This window comes from Aliivibrio sp. S2TY2, from assembly GCF_028765525.1.
In the GTDB taxonomy this organism is placed as follows: domain Bacteria; phylum Pseudomonadota; class Gammaproteobacteria; order Enterobacterales; family Vibrionaceae; genus Aliivibrio; species Aliivibrio finisterrensis_A.
The window spans coordinates 1-17,876 of record NZ_JARACS010000013.1; the positions used below are offsets into that span (position 1 = coordinate 1).

15 protein-coding genes are annotated in these 17,876 nt (G+C 38.3%); 10 read left to right on the forward strand and 5 right to left on the reverse strand.

The window, feature by feature from the left end:
* The first annotated feature begins 138 nt into the window (after window positions 1-138).
* From PVK63_RS16305 to brnQ, 5 genes are all read left to right on the forward strand, one after another.
* Complete coding sequence (locus PVK63_RS16305; RefSeq protein ID WP_274440745.1) at window positions 139-894, forward strand: nitrilase-related carbon-nitrogen hydrolase; 756 nt, start codon at window positions 139-141, stop codon at window positions 892-894.
* A 183-nt stretch (window positions 895-1,077) separates the two neighbouring features.
* Complete coding sequence (locus PVK63_RS16310; protein ID WP_274440746.1) at window positions 1,078-1,731, forward strand: class I SAM-dependent methyltransferase; 654 nt, start codon at window positions 1,078-1,080, stop codon at window positions 1,729-1,731.
* A gap of 137 nt (window positions 1,732-1,868) precedes the next feature.
* Window positions 1,869-2,264: a DUF3465 domain-containing protein gene (locus PVK63_RS16315; RefSeq protein ID WP_130048312.1), complete on the forward strand. Its 396-nt coding sequence runs from the start codon at window positions 1,869-1,871 to the stop codon at window positions 2,262-2,264.
* A gap of 201 nt (window positions 2,265-2,465) precedes the next feature.
* Window positions 2,466-2,918 carry a hypothetical protein gene (locus tag PVK63_RS16320; protein WP_274440747.1) on the forward strand — a complete coding sequence of 151 codons (453 nt, stop codon included), beginning with the start codon at window positions 2,466-2,468 and terminating at the stop codon, window positions 2,916-2,918.
* Window positions 2,919-3,210: 292 nt separating this feature from the next.
* Entirely contained in the window at window positions 3,211-4,527 is a 1,317-nt protein-coding gene (gene brnQ, locus PVK63_RS16325; RefSeq protein WP_274440748.1) for a branched-chain amino acid transport system II carrier protein, read from the forward strand.
* An 86-nt stretch (window positions 4,528-4,613) separates the two neighbouring features.
* On the opposite strand, the gene PVK63_RS16330 is transcribed toward brnQ, so the two are convergent.
* The 3 genes from PVK63_RS16330 to PVK63_RS16340 all read right to left on the reverse strand — a co-directional run bounded on the left by PVK63_RS16330 (window position 4,614) and on the right by PVK63_RS16340 (window position 9,494).
* A complete protein-coding gene (locus PVK63_RS16330) occupies window positions 4,614-5,069 on the reverse strand; it encodes a hypothetical protein (RefSeq protein WP_274440749.1) in 456 nt (151 codons plus the stop codon).
* Between the two features lie 12 nt (window positions 5,070-5,081).
* Window positions 5,082-7,193, reverse strand: a complete 2,112-nt coding sequence (locus tag PVK63_RS16335; protein WP_274440751.1) for an LruC domain-containing protein — start codon at window positions 7,191-7,193, stop codon at window positions 5,082-5,084.
* Between the two features lie 429 nt (window positions 7,194-7,622).
* The gene (locus PVK63_RS16340) at window positions 7,623-9,494 is read right to left on the reverse strand and encodes a fructose-specific PTS transporter subunit EIIC (RefSeq protein WP_274440752.1); all 1,872 of its coding nucleotides are present in this window, start codon (window positions 9,492-9,494) and stop codon (window positions 7,623-7,625) included.
* 247 nt (window positions 9,495-9,741) lie between these two features.
* Between PVK63_RS16340 and PVK63_RS16345 the strand changes: the two genes are divergently transcribed.
* Both PVK63_RS16345 and PVK63_RS16350 read left to right on the forward strand, forming a co-directional pair.
* Window positions 9,742-10,041, forward strand: a complete 300-nt coding sequence (locus tag PVK63_RS16345; protein ID WP_122031986.1) for a PTS fructose transporter subunit IIB — start codon at window positions 9,742-9,744, stop codon at window positions 10,039-10,041.
* On the forward strand, window positions 10,041-10,826 hold the full coding sequence (locus PVK63_RS16350; RefSeq protein ID WP_130045429.1) for a PTS sugar transporter subunit IIA: 786 nt from the start codon (window positions 10,041-10,043) through the stop codon (window positions 10,824-10,826). Before PVK63_RS16345 ends, PVK63_RS16350 begins: the two co-directional genes overlap by 1 nt.
* Window positions 10,827-10,887: 61 nt before the next feature.
* On the opposite strand, the gene manA is transcribed toward PVK63_RS16350, so the two are convergent.
* Together manA and PVK63_RS16360 are read right to left on the reverse strand one after the other, a co-directional pair.
* Window positions 10,888-12,087: a mannose-6-phosphate isomerase, class I gene (manA, locus tag PVK63_RS16355; RefSeq protein ID WP_274440753.1), complete on the reverse strand. Its 1,200-nt coding sequence runs from the start codon at window positions 12,085-12,087 to the stop codon at window positions 10,888-10,890.
* Between the two features lie 93 nt (window positions 12,088-12,180).
* Entirely contained in the window at window positions 12,181-14,082 is a 1,902-nt protein-coding gene (locus tag PVK63_RS16360; protein ID WP_274440754.1) for a PTS fructose transporter subunit IIABC, read from the reverse strand.
* Window positions 14,083-14,380: 298 nt separating this feature from the next.
* Between PVK63_RS16360 and PVK63_RS16365 the strand changes: the two genes are divergently transcribed.
* The 3 genes from PVK63_RS16365 (at window position 14,381) to PVK63_RS16375 (ending at window position 17,871) form a co-directional block, all read left to right on the forward strand.
* Window positions 14,381-15,235: a helix-turn-helix transcriptional regulator gene (locus PVK63_RS16365; protein ID WP_130086433.1), complete on the forward strand. Its 855-nt coding sequence runs from the start codon at window positions 14,381-14,383 to the stop codon at window positions 15,233-15,235.
* 102 nt (window positions 15,236-15,337) lie between these two features.
* Window positions 15,338-17,017, forward strand: coding sequence for a GGDEF domain-containing protein (locus PVK63_RS16370; RefSeq protein WP_274440755.1), 1,680 nt, complete (start codon window positions 15,338-15,340; stop codon window positions 17,015-17,017).
* Between the two features lie 422 nt (window positions 17,018-17,439).
* A complete protein-coding gene (locus tag PVK63_RS16375) occupies window positions 17,440-17,871 on the forward strand; it encodes a PTS sugar transporter subunit IIA (RefSeq protein ID WP_122031983.1) in 432 nt (143 codons plus the stop codon).
* Window positions 17,872-17,876 lie beyond the last annotated feature (5 nt).

The window sequence follows — 17,876 nt, forward strand, 5'->3', positions numbered from 1 at the left end:
TGCATCAACACAATTTGCTACATTCGGCATTCTAGATTTCTTTGGGTTTAGCGCATTAAGTGGTAAATTTGAGTTTAATCTGCATAGTAGTAAACGTGTTATGCAGGCGTTATAACACTGATTCATTTTTTATAGTTAATGAGGTACTCGTTGAAAGTAGGTATAGCTCAAATGCCCATGGATTGGACTACTGAGGGGAATACAAAAACGATTTGTAATATCGTTACCAAGAATCATGATTTGGATGTTCTTGTGTTTCCTGAACTGGCAATGACTGGCTTCCATCGAGATATTAAAAATCAGGCACAGCAACATTTGGTTGAAAATGCACTGAATGAAATTTCAATTCAATGCCAACTATCAGATACATTGGTTTTCATCGGCTACCCATTAAATGAAAATAATAAGGTTTATAATGCGTATGCTGCTATAAATGAGCAGGGTACTTTAGCGATAGTTTGGCGAAAAGTAGGACTAACTCCAAGTGAGTGTACATTTTTTGAATCTGGTGATCAGCGTAGTATTTTGGATCATCCACTTGGGACGTTCAGCTCTTATTTGTGCCGAGAGGCAAGCGATGTGAATTGGATTATTGATCAATTATCAAGTCAATCGCCATCTTACATTCTATGGCCAAGTTATATTGGGGAAGCTGAATCGTCAATAAATGCTGGAAGTACAAATTATGACGCGGGTTCAAAAAAGATAGCTCAATCACTTTCTACCATGGTTATTCAATGTAATTGGCCTAATTCTTTGAATAACCCCAATGATAATGGGTTAGGCGGCAGTAAGATAATCTCAAGTCATGGTAATATTATTGCGCAATTACCCTTCGATGAAACTTGTATTGGCGTATTCGATACAACGACTCACGAGTTAGTAATTAGATAAGTAGGCGTGAGTGTTTATTATCCATACAATCGCATCAACATAATTTACTACACTCGGCGTTCTAAGTTTCTTTGAGTATACAGCCTTAAGATGGGTTCCAGTTTTTATCTCTGGTAAGATTTGTTATCTTTATTTTTTAGTATAAATTGACGGCTAATAATTTATAACTATATGAAATTAAAAATGAATAAAGAATCCACAGTTGCTGGACAAGCTGTTTACTCGAAGAAAGTACTCTCAATATATGATTTCTGGGTTTTAGGAGTCTCAAATAACTACTTTTGGAAATGCCCAACCAGATTTATTAGCGAGCAGTTTTCAATGTTAGTTTCATCTAACCATTTAGATGTTGGTGTTGGCTCTGGTTATTACCTCAAGAATTATCTGCCTCAATCAACAAAACGTATCGCTTTACTGGACTTGAATCAAAACAGTCTTGATACAACGTCAAAAGCCATTAATTATTTCCAACCTGAAGTCTACTGCGGGGATGTGCTTGAGCCTCTTGAATTGAATATCGATAAATTTGATTCAATTAGTGTTAATTATTTACTTCATTGCTTGCCTGGAAACTTAACGGATAAAGGCATTATGTTTAAGCATCTAAAGGATCATCTGAACGATGGTGGTGTATTGTTCGGTAGTACCATTTTAGGTAAGGGAACAAAACTAAACTTTTTCGCTAAAAAATTGATGGGTGTTTACAATAAGAAAGGGATCTTTAGCAATAACAACGATGATCTAGACTCATTGCTGTCATCGTTAAACGAATACTTTACTGATGTAAAAGTGGAAGTTGTAGGATGTGTTGCGCTATTTTCAGGCAAAAAAATATAACAAATACACCAAGATAATAACTACACTCGGCAGCTCAGGTTGTCGGGTGTTTCTCATTTTTATATGCCAAATTCAAGTATATTTGGATAATAAATATGTATTTACATCGTGATGTTAAAATAGAGGTTCATAGGTAAATGAAACGTTTTATCGTTCTTTTGGTTGCTGTATTCGGCATTATTTCATTTAATGCACAAGCTAATGATTATCAACTTAAGAAAGCATTTGAAAATCATCAAAGTGATCTTCAAATTAAGGGGCAAGGGAAAGTTGTTCATATTTTACCAGATGATAATAAAGGGTCTAGGCATCAAAGATTTCTACTAAAACTTAATAATCAGCAAACATTACTGGTTGCTCATAATATTGATTTAGCACCTAGAATACCGAACTTGAATGTTGGTGATACCGTTCAGTTTTATGGTGAATATGAGTGGAATAAGAAAGGTGGGGTAATTCATTGGACTCATAAAGACCCACGTAATAGGCATGCTCATGGGTGGTTAAAACACAATGGGCGTGTGTACGAATAAATTACACAGAACAAAAACACCAAGATAATTACTACACTCGGCAGCTCAGCTTGTCGGGTGTTTTTTTATTTTATGGCGTCAATATAAGCATAATTTAGACCGTCGCAATCGTATTGTTTATACGTAAACTGTTGCCGAAACAATTTAACTCATGTAAAACAACTTCAGATAATATGGGAGTGTAATTTAAGAGGATAAAACATGAGATATTTAATATTGTGCCTGTCTTTTGTGATTTTTGGGTGCAGCAATCAAGCAGATCTAAAACCTGATTTACAGCAATCAGTCTCTGAAGCTACCCAAGAAAATGAGCCAGTATTCTCTACCAGATATGCAGATCTAAATGGTGATGGTTTAGAGGATGCCGTGGTTTTTCTTAAAGGAATGCAATGGTGTGGCTCTGGTGGTTGCACGCTTATGATTTTCCAAAATCTGGGTAATAGCTATCAATTGATATCCAAATCATCCGTAACGAGTACTCCAATTAGTGTGGCTAAAACCGAAACTAATGGGTGGAAAGACTTAATCGTGTGGTCGCGTGGTTCAGGGTTTGTTTTAATGAAGTTCAACGGTGAACAATATCCTCGTAATCCGTCTTTAGAACCTGCAGCTAGTGAGCCACAAATGTTAGAGGCACATCTGATTTTAGAGTGATAATTAACAAAGTTATAATTAGGCTTTACAATCCTCGGTAATTCCTTTAGCTTAAGGGCAATTATTTTTTCTAGAGTGTGTAAGTTATGTCTACAGGCATCAAAAAACATCAAGCAGCTTCACTGACTGCTTCTAAGCATCATGCTTATGCACTTGTCTCTGTCGTCGTTGTCATTAACTGATACTGACGATTGTGTTATTCGTCAGTTAGGCTGGCGGATAACTAAGACCCTTTCTTTATCATCTTCTAGCCAAATTGACACCCTGTTTCATTTTATAAAAGGTATGTCGTTTGAACAGAAGAGATCTCGCCGCTATCGGCTTTATGACATTTGCACTCTTTCTTGGTGCAGGTAACTTAATCTATCCACCCTTGATGGCACAGCAAGCGGGTGAGCATTGGCTTATCGCGATTGGTGGCTTTCTATTAACTGCTGTTGGTCTTCCTGCTATTACTTTGGTCGTGTTAGGGCGTTTATCTTCTGCGGATAAGCTGACATCAGCCTTACCAAAGTGGATGGACCGTTCATTCTGGTTCTTGGTATTAACCACATTGGGTCCTGCGTTTGTATTGCCTCGTGCTGTTACCGTTGCTTATGAAATGGGCATTAAGCCTTTCTATTCAGGTAATGGGTTAATGGTGTTCTCTGCTTTATTCTGTGCTCTGACGTTATGGTTAGCATTAAAACCGGGTAAATTAGTGGATTACATTGGTAAAATCATGACACCCGCGTTAATTGGCATGTTAACTATATTGGTGGTCGCTGCATTATTAAATCCATTAGGCTCTCCAAGCCAAGCTATTGAGATTTATGAGCAAGCGCCTGCGGTAAATGGGTTAATTCAAGGTTACATGACATTGGATGCCATCGCAGCGGTAGCCTTTGGTTGGGTGATTATCCAAACCATTCGTAGCAAAGGAGTTGAGAGCAAAAAAGCCATTTCTTACTACACGTTACGCATTGCCGTTATTTACTCTGTATTAATGTCATTATGTTACTTAGCAATGGGCTATTTAGGCTCAACATCTTCTGAAATTGCACCAAGTGCAAGTAATGGTGGTGAGATCTTAACGCGTTATGCCGCAGGGGAGTTTGGGGTATTAGGTCAACTCCTATTGGCAGCCATTACCTTAATGGCGTGTTTAACCACTACGATCGGCTTAACGAATGCGAACTCTGAGTACTATAAAAATACTTACGGCGTTACGTTTAAGGTGAGCGCGACCGTGATCATGGTATTAACGGCGATCATTTCAAACGTAGGATTAGAGACGATCATTGAGGTGAGTTTACCTGCCATTCTGATCTTATGTCCGATTGCGATTGCGCTTATTATTGCGATGATCTTGATGCCAGAGAAAACAAGCACAGAGAAACCTGCGATTTCAATGAGCCACACCACGGTAGTATGTATCGCCGCTCTGTTTGGTACGATTGATGCGCTGCATATTTTGGATAAATTACCAGAGGGCATGAACGCGTTTTGTGAGCAATGGTTGCCGTTGTATGCTTCTCATACTTCTTGGTTGCTTCCTGTATTTATTACTATCTTTGTTAATAGAGCCTTTAGTAGAGCAATGCCAAAGCGTGTGGTGATAAATAATTAGTCCCTATAAATAGACCTTGTTGGAAAAATAAAATGCCAGTCAGATTAACTGACTGGCATTAGTTAGGTATAAGGTTGTTCTATAGTTTATAGAACTGTATTAACAGTATTATTTACTATATCTATAGATTGAGTGATCTCATGGCCTAATGCTGAAGGATACCAAACTTCAACCCAAATTTTATCAACATGGTTAGGAAGCATTACTGTAGTTTTAAGCTCTGTTTGATCATTCATTGGCGTCAAAATAAATTGGGATGTGTAATCTACAGCGCCTTCATTGAATTCACTATAGAGAGACATAAACCCTCGATCACTTTGAGAATTTGCAACAGAAAGGGTGATGGAAACTTCTCGTTCTGTTGCAAAATTAAAGCCTTCAGGTATCGATAACTCACTCGTTCTTATCCCATCGTTAGTATCAGGTGTTGCGCTTGAGGATGGAGCTGTAGAACCTGGGGAAGAAGAACCAGATCCAGAATCACTACAAGCAGTAATAAAAACTAGGGCTGCAATGCTCAGTAATAAATTAATTCTTTTCATAAATCCTCCGTATTAGTCAGCAGTTGACCAAGTTTCGCTAGCATTAGGGTTAAGGTACCAAGTTGGTTTATCAATACCGCCTGAAGTTGCCCATTCTGCAAAATCGGGATAAGCATAACCAACATCAATGTACTCTGAAGGGTGATTCCAAGGTGATGAAATCAAGATCCCCCACGGCAGGTTACCTGTCGTACGGTAATATTTACTAGCTGAAGGATCTGAATCATCCTGAGCGATACCGTAGAAACTGCTGACCAGAGTTCCTCGTGTAGTTGGAGGAAATCCTGCTGTATGAATTTCTAGATCTGTACCTGGTGCGGTAGAGAAACTATCACCATGATACAGCCCATAGCCAGCTGCAAAGATGAATGGGTCTGCACCATTTAATGGTAATAATGAACTAACGCTTGGCTCACTACCATCATTGAAAGGTAGGGAGATACTAAAGGTCATTTGTTCTGATTCTAATGAAGCACTACAAGATGGATTGGTGCGGTGGAATTTACACTCTTCATTAATAATGATGTCATCGCGTAAATTTAGTGATGCTACAACAATAAGATCTCCACCTGGAGAGTCAACACTTTTATCCTCACCTGTAAACGGTGAGATATTCGCTCGAGTTACTCCATTTTTTTCTAAGCGGGCTAATGGAAGATTAATATCAGATTCGGAGAAACCATTAAGTTTCCAACCTAATCCATTACCATAAGAAGCACCGTATGCCATGATAGTACCAGTAAGATCAAATCGTAATACTTCACCATCTTTACTTACAATGGTAGTTCGGTAATAAACAACCACATCATTTAAGTCGAAATCACCAATTTCAGGCCAATTATCCTCAAATGCTGCAGTGTAATAACCTGAATGCTGAATTGTTGTTCCTGGATCCGTTACGTTAAATACATAATCTTCGACTTCCCCATCACCAACATAGCCAGAGCTTGGTATGTTAGGATTACTTGATAAGCGGAAACGTGTTTGAACAGAACCAATAATGGCGCTATCACTGACTCGGATAGGAACCACTTGTACACCACTAACAACTGGGTGATTTGTTAAAATTTGTTCACCCTCATCAAATGTTCCATTCATATCCCAGTCAGCCCATGCTTGTAAATAACCACTACCAGTAACAGTTACATTAATTAGAGCATCAAGCCCTTTTTCTAAGCTAGTTAAAATGGTAATACCGTCATCATCATTACCATCAACATCAAGATCATCACCATTTGATGCGATACCTGGTTGACCATCGGTATCAGCATCAACACTACTGCCTAGATATACGTTACTGGTCATTGCATGTTCAGCTCCATTATTTGATTTAAGTGTGTTGTAGCTATCTGGGGCATCACCAAAATCAGATTCATCAGAGCTACCAATTGGTGGAGTAAACTCATCAATATCCCAGTTACCATCAAAAGCAGAGAAAATTGGGTTTGGTAAAGGGCTGTTACTCGCAGTAACGGTTTCAAATTGAAGTGTAACAATAGACGTATTTTTATAAGTGAATTTTACAGCGCCCGATGTGTCAGTTTCATTGTAGTTTGTCCCCGGACCTGTAAATAAAACAGAAAGCCCATCAGAGCTTTCTTCTGCTGTTAGGCTTGCTCCTGCAGAACCTGTTTGGTAGCTATAGAAACCTTCGTTTTTGTATACACGGACTTGCTCTGATTGAACGGGCTCACCATCTATATCGTAACCAATCATTTCAAACTCAGGGATTGTGTAGGGAATTGAAAATGTGCCTGATAGCCCATCGGTGCCATCGTAAAATTCAAAAGTATAAATAAGGCCTGCCGGACCGGGGGAGTTTGTTTGATAAAGGAAACCTATATCTCCACTAGGTTGTGTTGCGCCTTCTTTATAATTTGGAGTGTGATATAAAAAGGTTGCATCACCAATGATTCGGCTGCTTATTTTAGCATCAATAGTTTTACCATTGTGTTCACCTACGTTAAGAAAATGCATTACAGGACCATCGTACGAGGGGCCGAAGCTGTTAGTTAGATTGGTGGATTCTATATGATTAGAAAAATCCAAATCTACAGTGGTCGCGTAGATGGGTGCGCTTGCTAAAGTAAACGCGATAAGAGAGAAAAGCTGTTTATATTTCATAATAAGCCTCTTCGATTATTTGAATGAGGAAATCCCCTCAATACAATGAATAGATACATTGACTTGAAATTATTCGGTAAATAAAAACAACTAGAATTTGTTACTAAGCAAGCTCAACTGACTTTATAGTAAAGCGATGCTACGGATAGTATTTGTTAATTCATTTAACGTACCGTTTCTTCAAGTAAGTATAATCAGGCAATATGTATACCAGGAAGCGTTTAATGGATGAGAAACGACTTTATAAATAAATAAAACTCTATACTATCAGTTGGTTGTGGGTTTGGTGGTTTTGAGGAAGTGTACTGTTTATTTACAATAATAAACAGTGAATAGGCGATAATTTCATAATAGGAATCAATTTGCTAAGTAAAATGCAATTTAGAAATACTATTATTTAGCTTGATGAACTTTAAATTGAATATAAATTTAATTGACTAAACTTGATTTAAGTAGTGCCTCACCATTATACATTGCTTCTTTAGTGCTGATATCTAGAGTGCGTTTTCCTGCAAATCTAAGCGGTTCTTTTATTGCTACATCATGAGCAAAAATAACCAATTTAGCGTTTTTAATATCTAATGGGGTAATGCGGTTATTAATGCCATCGGCCCCTTGAGTTTCGACCTTTATTTTAATGCCTAATCGTTGTGCGGCTTTTTCTAAACTCTTGGCAGCAAGGAAGGTATGAGCCACTCCTGATGGGCAGGCTGTTACCGCTAATACATCAGCTTCGCCTTCATTTTTTACGGCAGTTAAGATCAGTTCACGGATCTCTTTATCTTCATCTTCTACGGCATTTTTCTTTAATGAAATAACAATGAGTGCCGTGGTTAATGCCCCCAGTAGGGTACCAACTACATAACCAAATTTCCCATCAACAACGGGTAATACAATCCAGCCGCCCCATGGCGCATGATTTAATACGTTAAACAAAAATCCAGTTACGTTGCCCACAATACCGCCGGCAACAATGGCTGGGATAACACGAGCAGGATCGGCCGCTGCAAATGGAATTGCGCCCTCAGTGATCCCAATCATTCCCATAATACCTGCCGCTTTTCCAGCTTCACGCTCTTCTCGTTTGAATTTTTTAGGGGATAAGAAGGTCGCTAACGCCATGCCTAATGGTGGGGTACAAATCGCAATGCCGACACCGCCCATTAACCAAGGTTGCGTATTCACTTGAGTTTGAGCAAATAGGGTAGCAACTTTATTGATTGGCCCTCCCATATCAAAGGCTGCCATTGCGCCAAGAATAGCGCCTAAAACCACCTTGCCTGAACCTACCATGCTTGCGAGCCATTCATTTAGCAGCGTCATAGTATTAGCGATTGGTGCGCCAATAACCCACATGACAGCCGCACAAGTGATGAAGGTGCCGATAAGCGGATAGATAAAAATAGATCTAAGCGAGGTCATGCTTTCTGGCAGCTTAATTTGCTTTAATGTACGAACGACAAATCCTGCAAAAAAACCAATGATGATTGCCCCTAAAAATCCAGTATTGTATTGCTGAACAGCGATCCAAGATCCAATCATTCCTGGAGCTAATCCCGGTTTATCAGCAATGGAATAAGAGATGTAACCACCAAGCACCACGGTAAATAAGGTTAATCCGGCAATGCCCATTTGTGCGATATCAGCCAAGACCCCTTCTGTGGGTACGGCGCCATGGCCTGAGATCATGACAGATAAAGAGAGTAAAACTCCACCGGCAACAATAAAGGGGATCATGTGTGAGGTGCCAAAGAGTAAGTGTTCTTTAGCACGACCTAAGCCGCGAGAGAGTTCACTTTTTTCAGCTTGTGGTTCAGCTATGGTTGTTGAAGTCAGTGCTTCTTCTGGTTGAATTGAATCAGTAAACAAGGCTAAAGCTTCTTCTTTGCTTTGCGCGGCTTTTAACTTGTCGGTAAAACCATCTTCAATTAATCGAATGGATATTTGTGATAATACTTCGATGTGTTGATTGTCGTCACCATCTGTTGATGCAAGCATAAAAAAGACATCAGATGGAAGACCATCCTCAGCACCATAATCAATGCCTGTGCGGCTAATACCAATAGCGACGGAGGGCGTAATGACAGCGGTACTTTTGGCGTGAGGGATAGCAATACCGTCTTCAAAACCCGTATTCCCAATAGCCTCTCTCGCCCACACATCGCTTAGAAATTGTTGTTTATTCGACAGTTTTCCAGCATCGTTTAATATATTAACCATCTCTTCAAGAATGCTTTCTTTAGACGTTGATTTTAGGTCTAAACAGATAACATTAATGTCAATAAGAGAGGTGATATTCATAACGATTCCATTTTTTATCGATAATTTGTTGGCCATGTTAGTGGATCTTTGGATTTTAATAACTGGATAAAAAAGGCATTTACTGGATTATTGTACCCTCTGTAGTAAAGTGTGAGTTTGCTCCTTATTAATTGATGCTAAAGCACTTTATGATAAATGAGAGATAAATAGCCAATGTATTGTTATTTAAATTAGTATCTTGTGAATACATTGAGTTATTTGAATTTTTACCAGTTAAGAGTAAATCATGAAAATTGTGGCAGTAACAGCGTGTCCAACCGGAATTGCACACACTTACATGGCAGCTGATGTGCTTAAAAAGGCGGCTGCGAAATTGGGAGTGTCAATCAAAGTGGAAACTCAAGGCGCAATGGGTGTCGAAGAAGTACTTACACCTGTGGATATTGTGAATGCAGATCTTGTTATCATTGCATCAGATATTGAAATTGAAAATAAGAGTCGTTTTTTAGGCATTAATACTAAGCAATACAGTATTGAATCTATATTGACAGATGTAGACACTATTTTGAGAAAACACCTTTCATAATGATGTCGACAATTATCGACTATCGCATTACCTTCTTTGTGAAAGAGCAAGGCTTGCCACCTCAAGTGGCGAGCCAACTCACTCGGCTTGCTAAAAAGTTTCAGAGCCTTGTATATATCGATAATATTACTCAAAATCTCAGTAGCGACGCCGAAAGTCCATTGGGTTTGCTAAAAATAGGGTTAAGACCGGGAGATTTTTGCCAATTAGTGACGGTAGGAATAGATGCTGAGTGGGCTAACTTTGTTCTGACTGACTTACTTGCTTCCACCTTTGATTTTGTTGCTTCTGATAAACTGTGTGATTTCTCAGAAACTATTGTTAATACCCGCCCGCAATTAACCCCTAACTGCGAAGTTGATTTCCATTATGTAAAGGCGCAAGCCATCTTATCTAAATTTGAGATTTTAAAAGGCCTGTCGCAGCTCATTTACCCACAAGAGTCTGATGAATTGTTGCTGTCTTTGATAAAGCGAGAAGAGCGTTCATCAACGGCAATGGCAAAACAAATCGCCTTACCTCATGTTATTTCTCCTTATGTTGAAAAACCGACTATTGCGATCATTCGCAGTGATTACTCGGTGGATTGGGCATCAAAAATGGGGGAGGTAAACTTAATTATTGCCTTAGTTCTGCCTGAGAAACCAAGCAAACCTATGATTATGGCTGCGACCTACTTAACTCGTAATATGTTGTCTGAGGAGTTTAGCCAACGCTTGGTAAATACGAGACAACCAAAAGGGCTACAGGCGTTGATTTTATACGCCATGTGTCAGCTGTTATAAATAAAAAAAGCTGACTCAACAACATATTGAGCCAGCTTGTTCATGCCCTTATATTTAATTGTTAATTATAGGCTCTAGCCACTTTTCCGTTGGATTTTAGTGTGTATTGGTGTGCGTAAGCTGGAACAAAAATAGAATGACCTTTAGGCACATTGACGGTTTCACCTGTCGAGTGATTTAACGTCATGTCACCATCAATCGCAAACAAGATCTCTGCGCTGTGTGTTTCTAATGGTAGGTCATCAGCAGGTGCAAATACTGAGAATTTAAAATCGCTCACAGGGATAGGGTAATTCATCCCTCCATTAATAATGTTAGGTTGCATAATCAAAGAGTCTGCTGGAATGCTTACAAACTCTGTGCAATCCATAAGCTCATCAATATCCATGAATTTTGGGGTTAACCCTGCGCGCAGTACATTGTCTGAGTTCGCCATTATCTCTAGCCCAGTCCCATTAATGTAAGCATGAGGCGTACACGCATTTAAATACATGGCTTCGTCCGGTTGCAGAGTAATGACATTAAGAATTAATGGAGTAAATAAGCCAATGTCATTTGGGTACTGAATTGATAAATCATCAATTAAGGCAAATAGTTCACTCTGTTTATTATTACTGGCGAAGTGACCTAACTCTGCTAATGCTGACTCTTTTGCCTTATCAGTTAATGAAAGGATCGCTTTAAAGAAACATTTTAAGCCTTGTGAGTTTGGCTGTTGTTCAAAACGTGTGATGATTTCTTCAAGGGAAGGCAGAGCCATCTGGTTAAATAGGTTGATGATCTCTTGGTATTCTCTAAAACCATTCATCGCTTTGTAAGGTGTTAATGCGTATACCAATTCTGGTTTGTGGTTGCTGTCTTTATAATTACGATTAAAGGCATTAAGCGCAACGCCTGATAGTTCTTCTTTATCGTAGCCTGCCATCGCTTGTTGTTTATTAGGATGAACTTGAATTGATAATGCTTTTTCTGCCGCTAATACTTTGAATAAATATGGTAACTCACCAAAGTGGTCTGCCGTTAACGAAGATAAATAGGCGGTTTGATCTTGATTGATCAGCTCAGACAATAAGGTTGGTTGCCCATTAATGGTAACGGTAGAGCAGCCATTTGGGTGAGCGCCCATCCATAATTCAGCTTGTGGCTTATTGCTGGTGTTTTTTATATCAAATAGAGCTTCGATAGAGGTGAAGCTTCCCCATGCATAATCTTGAATTACATTGGTCATAGGGTAAAAGAATTGTTGAGTTGATTTATTCATAATGCACTCGATGTCATCAATGGAAAACTTCTCCAGTGCGTTTCAAATCTTGTTTTACTGAATCAAGAGAGAAAACACTGGAGAAAGGGAAGGTTAGGCTGCCGCTACAGAAAACGATTTAGCTTGGCGAGCTTTTTTAATAGAAACACAAACCAATGCGGTTACGGTTGCGCCCGCTGCCATACAAGCCAGTGCTAATACCGGTTTATTCATTGCACCAAGTAGGGCAACAACAGGACCACCATGAGCAACGCTGTTTGTGATACCAAATGAGAACGCCATTACTGCGGCAACCATAGAACCAAGGATGTTGGCAGGGATAACAGAGAGTGGATCTTGTGCTGCGAATGGAATTGCACCTTCAGAGATACCTACTAGACCCATGGCACCAGAGGCTTTACCTGCTTCAATTTCAGATTCTTCGAAGATGTTGAATTTACGGCCAATAACGGTTGCTAATGACATACCTAGCGGAGCAACAGGGATTGCACACGCCATCGCGCCCATGAATTGAGTTTGACCACTCGCAATCATGCCGACAGAGAATAGGAAGGCAACTTTATTGAATGGACCACCCATATCGAAGCCTGCCATGCCACCCAGAACTATCCCAAGTAGAACTACGTTACCTGTACTCATGTTAGTAAGTAGTACGTTTAGAGAGTCCATTAAGTCGGCGATTGGCGCACCAATAACAAAGATAAATAATGAAGCGATGAATAATGAACCTGTGATCGGCGCAATAACGATAGGCACAAGAGGTTGAATGAACTTGTGGTAGTTGATGTTGGCAATAAACTTAACAAAGTAACCAACAAGCAAACCGGCAATGATAGCGCCAATGAAACCAGTACCGGCTTCAGCACCATAGAAAGAACCGTTATTTGCAATCCAACCACCAATTAGGCCCGGTGCAAGTGCAGGGCGATCAGCAATTGCATACGCAATGTAACCTGCAAGAATTGGGATCATTAAGGTAAAGGCAACGACACCCACATCTAGTACTTTGTTCCATAAACTACCCGGAGGGATAGCCATACCGCTTTCTGTTGGTTGACCACCTAAAGCAAGTGCCAGTGCGATTAACAAACCGCCAGTGACCACAAATGGGATCATGTGTGATACGCCATTCATTAGGTAACGATAAATATCTGAGCGTGTTTGAGAAGCACTGCCTTTGTTATCTGAGCTTGATTTAGTTGTATCAGCGACAAAAGGAGGCTGTGTAAGAGATTGAGTGATTAAGCCTTTTGCATCTTTTATTGGGGCTTTAACGTTGGTTTGGATCAGCTTTTTACCTGCGAAGCGAGTCAGATCTACTTGCTTGTCACACGCGACGATAATCGCTTCCGATTTTTCAATTTCTTCTGCGGTAGGACTGTTTTTAACGCCAATAGAACCGTTAGTTTCTACCTTGATGGTGTAGCCTAATTCTGCCGCGCCTTTTTCTAGTGCTTCAGAGGCTAAGTAGGTGTGAGCAATACCTGCAGGACAGCCTGTAACACCAATCAAAAAGCCATTGGTTGCTTCTCCTATATTGGTGTTTTCTGTTTTTTCAAGCAGTAGCGCTAACGCCATTTTTGGTGATGTTGCGGCTAGGAATTTTTCAATAAATCCATCTTCAATGAGTTTACAAGAAAGTTCAGCCAGTACTTCAATATGATGATCTGCACCGTTTTCAGGAGAGGCAATCATAAAGAACAGTCGAGACGGTAACCCATCTTCAGCGCCATATTCGATACCTTGCTTGCTGATACCAATCATGACTGCAGGGGAGATAACCGCCGAGCTTTTCGCATGTGGTAGTGCGACGCCTTCTTCAAAGCCTGTATTTCCTAATTCCTCTCTTGCGTAGATATCATTAAGAAACACCTGTTTGTCATTGATTCGACCTTGTTGCAGAAGATGCTCTGCCATTTCAGAAAAAACGTCGTCTTTGGTTTTTGCTGCAAGATCTAAGCAAATTAGCTGTTCGTTGATTAAGTCAGTAATCATAAGTTATTCCCATTTGGGTGGATGTCTTGTGTGGGAATAGTGTGATTCTGATGAGATAGATTGGTAAGTGTGCGAGAAATGCATTTACTGGATTTTTGTATCCTCTAAAGCCAAGTGTGATTCAGCTCCGATTTTTATAAAACCAAAAAGCTATAATGTACCAGTCAAAAAAGTACTTAATAAATAATGACTTACATTGTTATTTTTATGTAATTATTGATGGGTTATTTATCAATAACATCCTGATTTTGATGTGATTGGTGGATAAAAGTGTGATTAATTTTAGTAAGTGATGGACATGGGTTTAGTATTTAATACTGTTTTAGAGGCATTACTGTCAGAAAGAGAAAGCTTTAATCAGATCTGGTTTGCAGGCGATAAAGTCACGCCTCCATCATGCTGTTATCAAGTTAACTTTCCTCGTTTAGAGCTAGTGATCAGCGGTGAATATCTAAATCAGATCGAAGATCCAGACATTGGGATTACCGAAGTTAAAATCATGGCAGGTGATGCGCTCTATATCCCACCAAACTGCTGGAATAAACCCGTTTGGAGTGAAGACTGCTCTGTGCTTAGTTTACTTTTTGGTCGCAGACAAGTGGGCTTTAGCTTAGTGAGTAAGCGCAAGGGCGAGGAGGGTTTCTATGATGTGCAAAAGTACAGTATTCAAACTCGAACTGGCCATGCGATTGACAATATTTTAGAAGCACTAAATGCCCTTGCTCGTGAACCGAATAAAAACCAGATTGATGAGTATCTGCTTTTGGCATTGTTGAGTTACAGTAAATCAATGCTAGGTGAACCAAATGAGGTAATTTCACCGAAAAAGCGCAGTGAAGATCTTTATCAAGGGATTTGTATTTATATCCAAGAAAACTTTCATCGAAGTATTGATAGAAATAACATAGCTAATCGATTTAATATCTCGCCAAACCATTTATCACGTATGTTTAGACAGCAAGGACATATGACGCTAGCTGATTACATTACTTGGGTGCGCATTGAACGTGCGAAATTCATGTTGAAGAAATATACCTTCCGTTTAACTGAAGTCGCTACGCGTTGCGGTTTTCAAGATGTGAACTATTTTTACCGCGTATTTAAAAAGAAAACCAGTTATACCCCATCAGACTATCGAACCATGGTGAAGTAAGAAAGAGGAAGAGAATATTTTTAATGGCAACAATAAATGCATTAACAGATTGTGAATAGAAGTTTTAGGTGTATACTTCTTTCCTTTTTTATAATATTCAGAATGAAAAAAGTAATCCTATTTATCACTGGAATAATCATTATTTCCAATGCCATTGTTTTTATTGTTAATGAGTTATCTCATAATCATGATGATAGTGTTAGTTTGACGGATTACGAGCAGCAATTAATATCACTTACTCAGAATTGTGAACCATTAGAATGCCGTATTATTGATGATTTTAATCGTCTTGATAAGAGCGAATATAATGAAAATATTAAAGCGATAGCAGAAAGTATTCGTCCTATTCTTGCTTATACAAACGGCCCTAAAATAGGAATTGCAATTTTAAATATTGTTTCTGAAAATGGTTCATTTAGTTGTGATGATAAGCTGTATTTTTTAGATAAAATATCGACATTAAAATACAAAGACAATGACCTATTTGGAATGATAGATCCTATTCTTAGCTATATAAAAATAGCAAATGAGAGTGGTGATGATTTTAAAATAGCATCAGGTGAATTAAGCTTAGCACTTGCTATTAGTTATTTTAAAGAGTATGAATTTTCTAATAATATTATTGAGGAGATTATATATTCTGATAAATCTAACGATTGGTATAGATTAAAAAATCAGGCAAGATTAAGTTTTGTTGAAAATAAATTAGCGATGAATAAGCCCCAAGATGCATTAAATATGCTTGAGATGGTAAAGCCACACCAAGCTTCTTACACTGAAGAAGATTGGCGTGATTATTATATATATACGCTTGCCTTGAAAGCAGAGGCTTACACTTATCTTGGGCAACTTGAACAAGCGAGCCAATGCTTGTCGGTAGCGAAAGAGGAGTTAGAGAAAGATCAGCTGCGACTTTTGTTAGGGAAGGATACGCTTGTTTCTGTTGCGGAATTTCAATTATCGTTTAGAAAAAAAGATTTTTTATATATAGAAGAAAAAAAAGAAGAATTACTTTCTATAGTAGAGCGGGATAATCAGGCAAAAATTGTGTATAACACTTTATTTGATTATTATCATCAAACAAATAATATATCAGATCTTTATGATATTAATAATCGTTATCATAGATTAATGGATAAAAGACAAAGTGATAATTATAAGTTGTTAATTTCTAATAAATTAAAACAAAGTGAGAATGATCATTTAAGTGATGATCATGAAAAATCGCTGCTTTTCTTAAAAATATCATTTAGTGTATTAATGGTTATATCGACATTATTATTCTTTACGATTGTGAAAATTAAATACTTAAATATTGAAAATTTCACAGATCCACTAACAAATTGCTTAAATCGTCGAAAGTTCAATATTGATTACGGTAACTCAGCGAAATCCGAGCATACATTCTTGATTTTAGATATTGATAACTTTAAGCCGATTAATGACAATTATGGTCATGATGTTGGTGATGAAGTATTGCTAAAAGTAGCTAGTGCGATTACTAGTATTTTGGGGCGTGAACATAAATGCTATCGTATTGGTGGTGAGGAGTTCGTAGTGATTTTCCATACCATCAGTAAAACTCGAAGTATAACTATTGCTGAAAATATTCGAAAAGCAATAGAAGCATTAGTTTGGGATAATGGAATATCTGTCACTATTAGTGGTGGGTTGAGTGATTCTTCTCAAGAAAAAAATACTTATAAAGCGGCTGACGAGTTATTGTATAAGGCAAAACACAGTACAAAAAATATCATTATCAATGATATTGAGTCAGCTTAGTTTGCTATAGATTTATTATTACCAAGCATCTAAAAATCCGAACGGGTGCTTTTTACTTCTGCTTCTATGTTTTAAATAAACCACATTAGATGACACATATTTAATGTGGTTTAGTTCTCATTTTCTCCCTTTATTCCTTATCCTTTTTTATTTTTACGCTCGGTTCTGCTTGCTCTTAAAATCCTATTTTAAATTAAGCTCTTGTTAGTTATAGATTTTGTTGTTCGATAACTTTGCTTTTAGTTTTCTGCTTTCTTTTTATAGCCTTAATTGTTACTGCCATCACACTTTGATTTTGCGGGTACAAAAGTCCAGTAAATGCTTTAAATGTCAACTTACTAAATGTCACTTTAATTCATATTATTCCCTCATCAACTTAATGCAGTTTGAATTAAGTAAAAATTCTTATTAAGGGAAATATAATGATCACAACACTAGTAAATACTAATTTAATTAAATTGAACTTAGAAGCGACAACGAAAGATGGCGTATTTGCTGAGTTAGCTGAAATGTTATTAAAAAATAACCGTATCGATAATAAAGAAAACTTTTTAGCGGGTATTTATGAGCGTGAAGCGCAGTGTGTGACTTCTGATATGGGTATTGCTTACCCTCATACAAAAAATGCCGCGGTTATTGAACCCGCTATTGCGATTGGCGTATCAAAAACGGCGATTGAATACGGTGCTGATGATGACCAACCAACCGTATTTTTTATGATTGCCTCACCAGAAAGCGGCGATCACCACATTTATGCACTACAAGCGTTATTTGAGAAATTCGGCGATGATCTGATTGCAGATATGCAAAAAGCGACGACCGAGCAAGACATTCTAGATTTACTGATTAACTAACTTTT

Bases quoted from the DNA above. Each gene is read 5' to 3' on its own strand.
- PVK63_RS16305 (WP_274440745.1), top strand. From the start codon at position 139: ATGAGGTACTCGTTGAAAGTAGGTATAGCTCAAATGCCCATGGATTGG.
- PVK63_RS16310 (WP_274440746.1), top strand. From the start codon at position 1,078: ATGAATAAAGAATCCACAGTTGCTGGACAAGCTGTTTACTCGAAGAAA.
- PVK63_RS16315 (WP_130048312.1), top strand. From the start codon at position 1,869: ATGAAACGTTTTATCGTTCTTTTGGTTGCTGTATTCGGCATTATTTCA.
- PVK63_RS16320 (WP_274440747.1), top strand. From the start codon at position 2,466: ATGAGATATTTAATATTGTGCCTGTCTTTTGTGATTTTTGGGTGCAGC.
- PVK63_RS16330 (WP_274440749.1), bottom strand. From the start codon at position 5,069: ATGAAAAGAATTAATTTATTACTGAGCATTGCAGCCCTAGTTTTTATT.
- PVK63_RS16335 (WP_274440751.1), bottom strand. From the start codon at position 7,193: ATGAAATATAAACAGCTTTTCTCTCTTATCGCGTTTACTTTAGCAAGC.
- PVK63_RS16340 (WP_274440752.1), bottom strand. From the start codon at position 9,494: ATGAATATCACCTCTCTTATTGACATTAATGTTATCTGTTTAGACCTA.
- PVK63_RS16345 (WP_122031986.1), top strand. From the start codon at position 9,742: ATGAAAATTGTGGCAGTAACAGCGTGTCCAACCGGAATTGCACACACT.
- PVK63_RS16350 (WP_130045429.1), top strand. From the start codon at position 10,041: ATGATGTCGACAATTATCGACTATCGCATTACCTTCTTTGTGAAAGAG.
- manA (WP_274440753.1), bottom strand. From the start codon at position 12,087: ATGAATAAATCAACTCAACAATTCTTTTACCCTATGACCAATGTAATT.
- PVK63_RS16360 (WP_274440754.1), bottom strand. From the start codon at position 14,082: ATGATTACTGACTTAATCAACGAACAGCTAATTTGCTTAGATCTTGCA.
- PVK63_RS16365 (WP_130086433.1), top strand. From the start codon at position 14,381: ATGGGTTTAGTATTTAATACTGTTTTAGAGGCATTACTGTCAGAAAGA.
- PVK63_RS16370 (WP_274440755.1), top strand. From the start codon at position 15,338: ATGAAAAAAGTAATCCTATTTATCACTGGAATAATCATTATTTCCAAT.
- PVK63_RS16375 (WP_122031983.1), top strand. From the start codon at position 17,440: ATGATCACAACACTAGTAAATACTAATTTAATTAAATTGAACTTAGAA.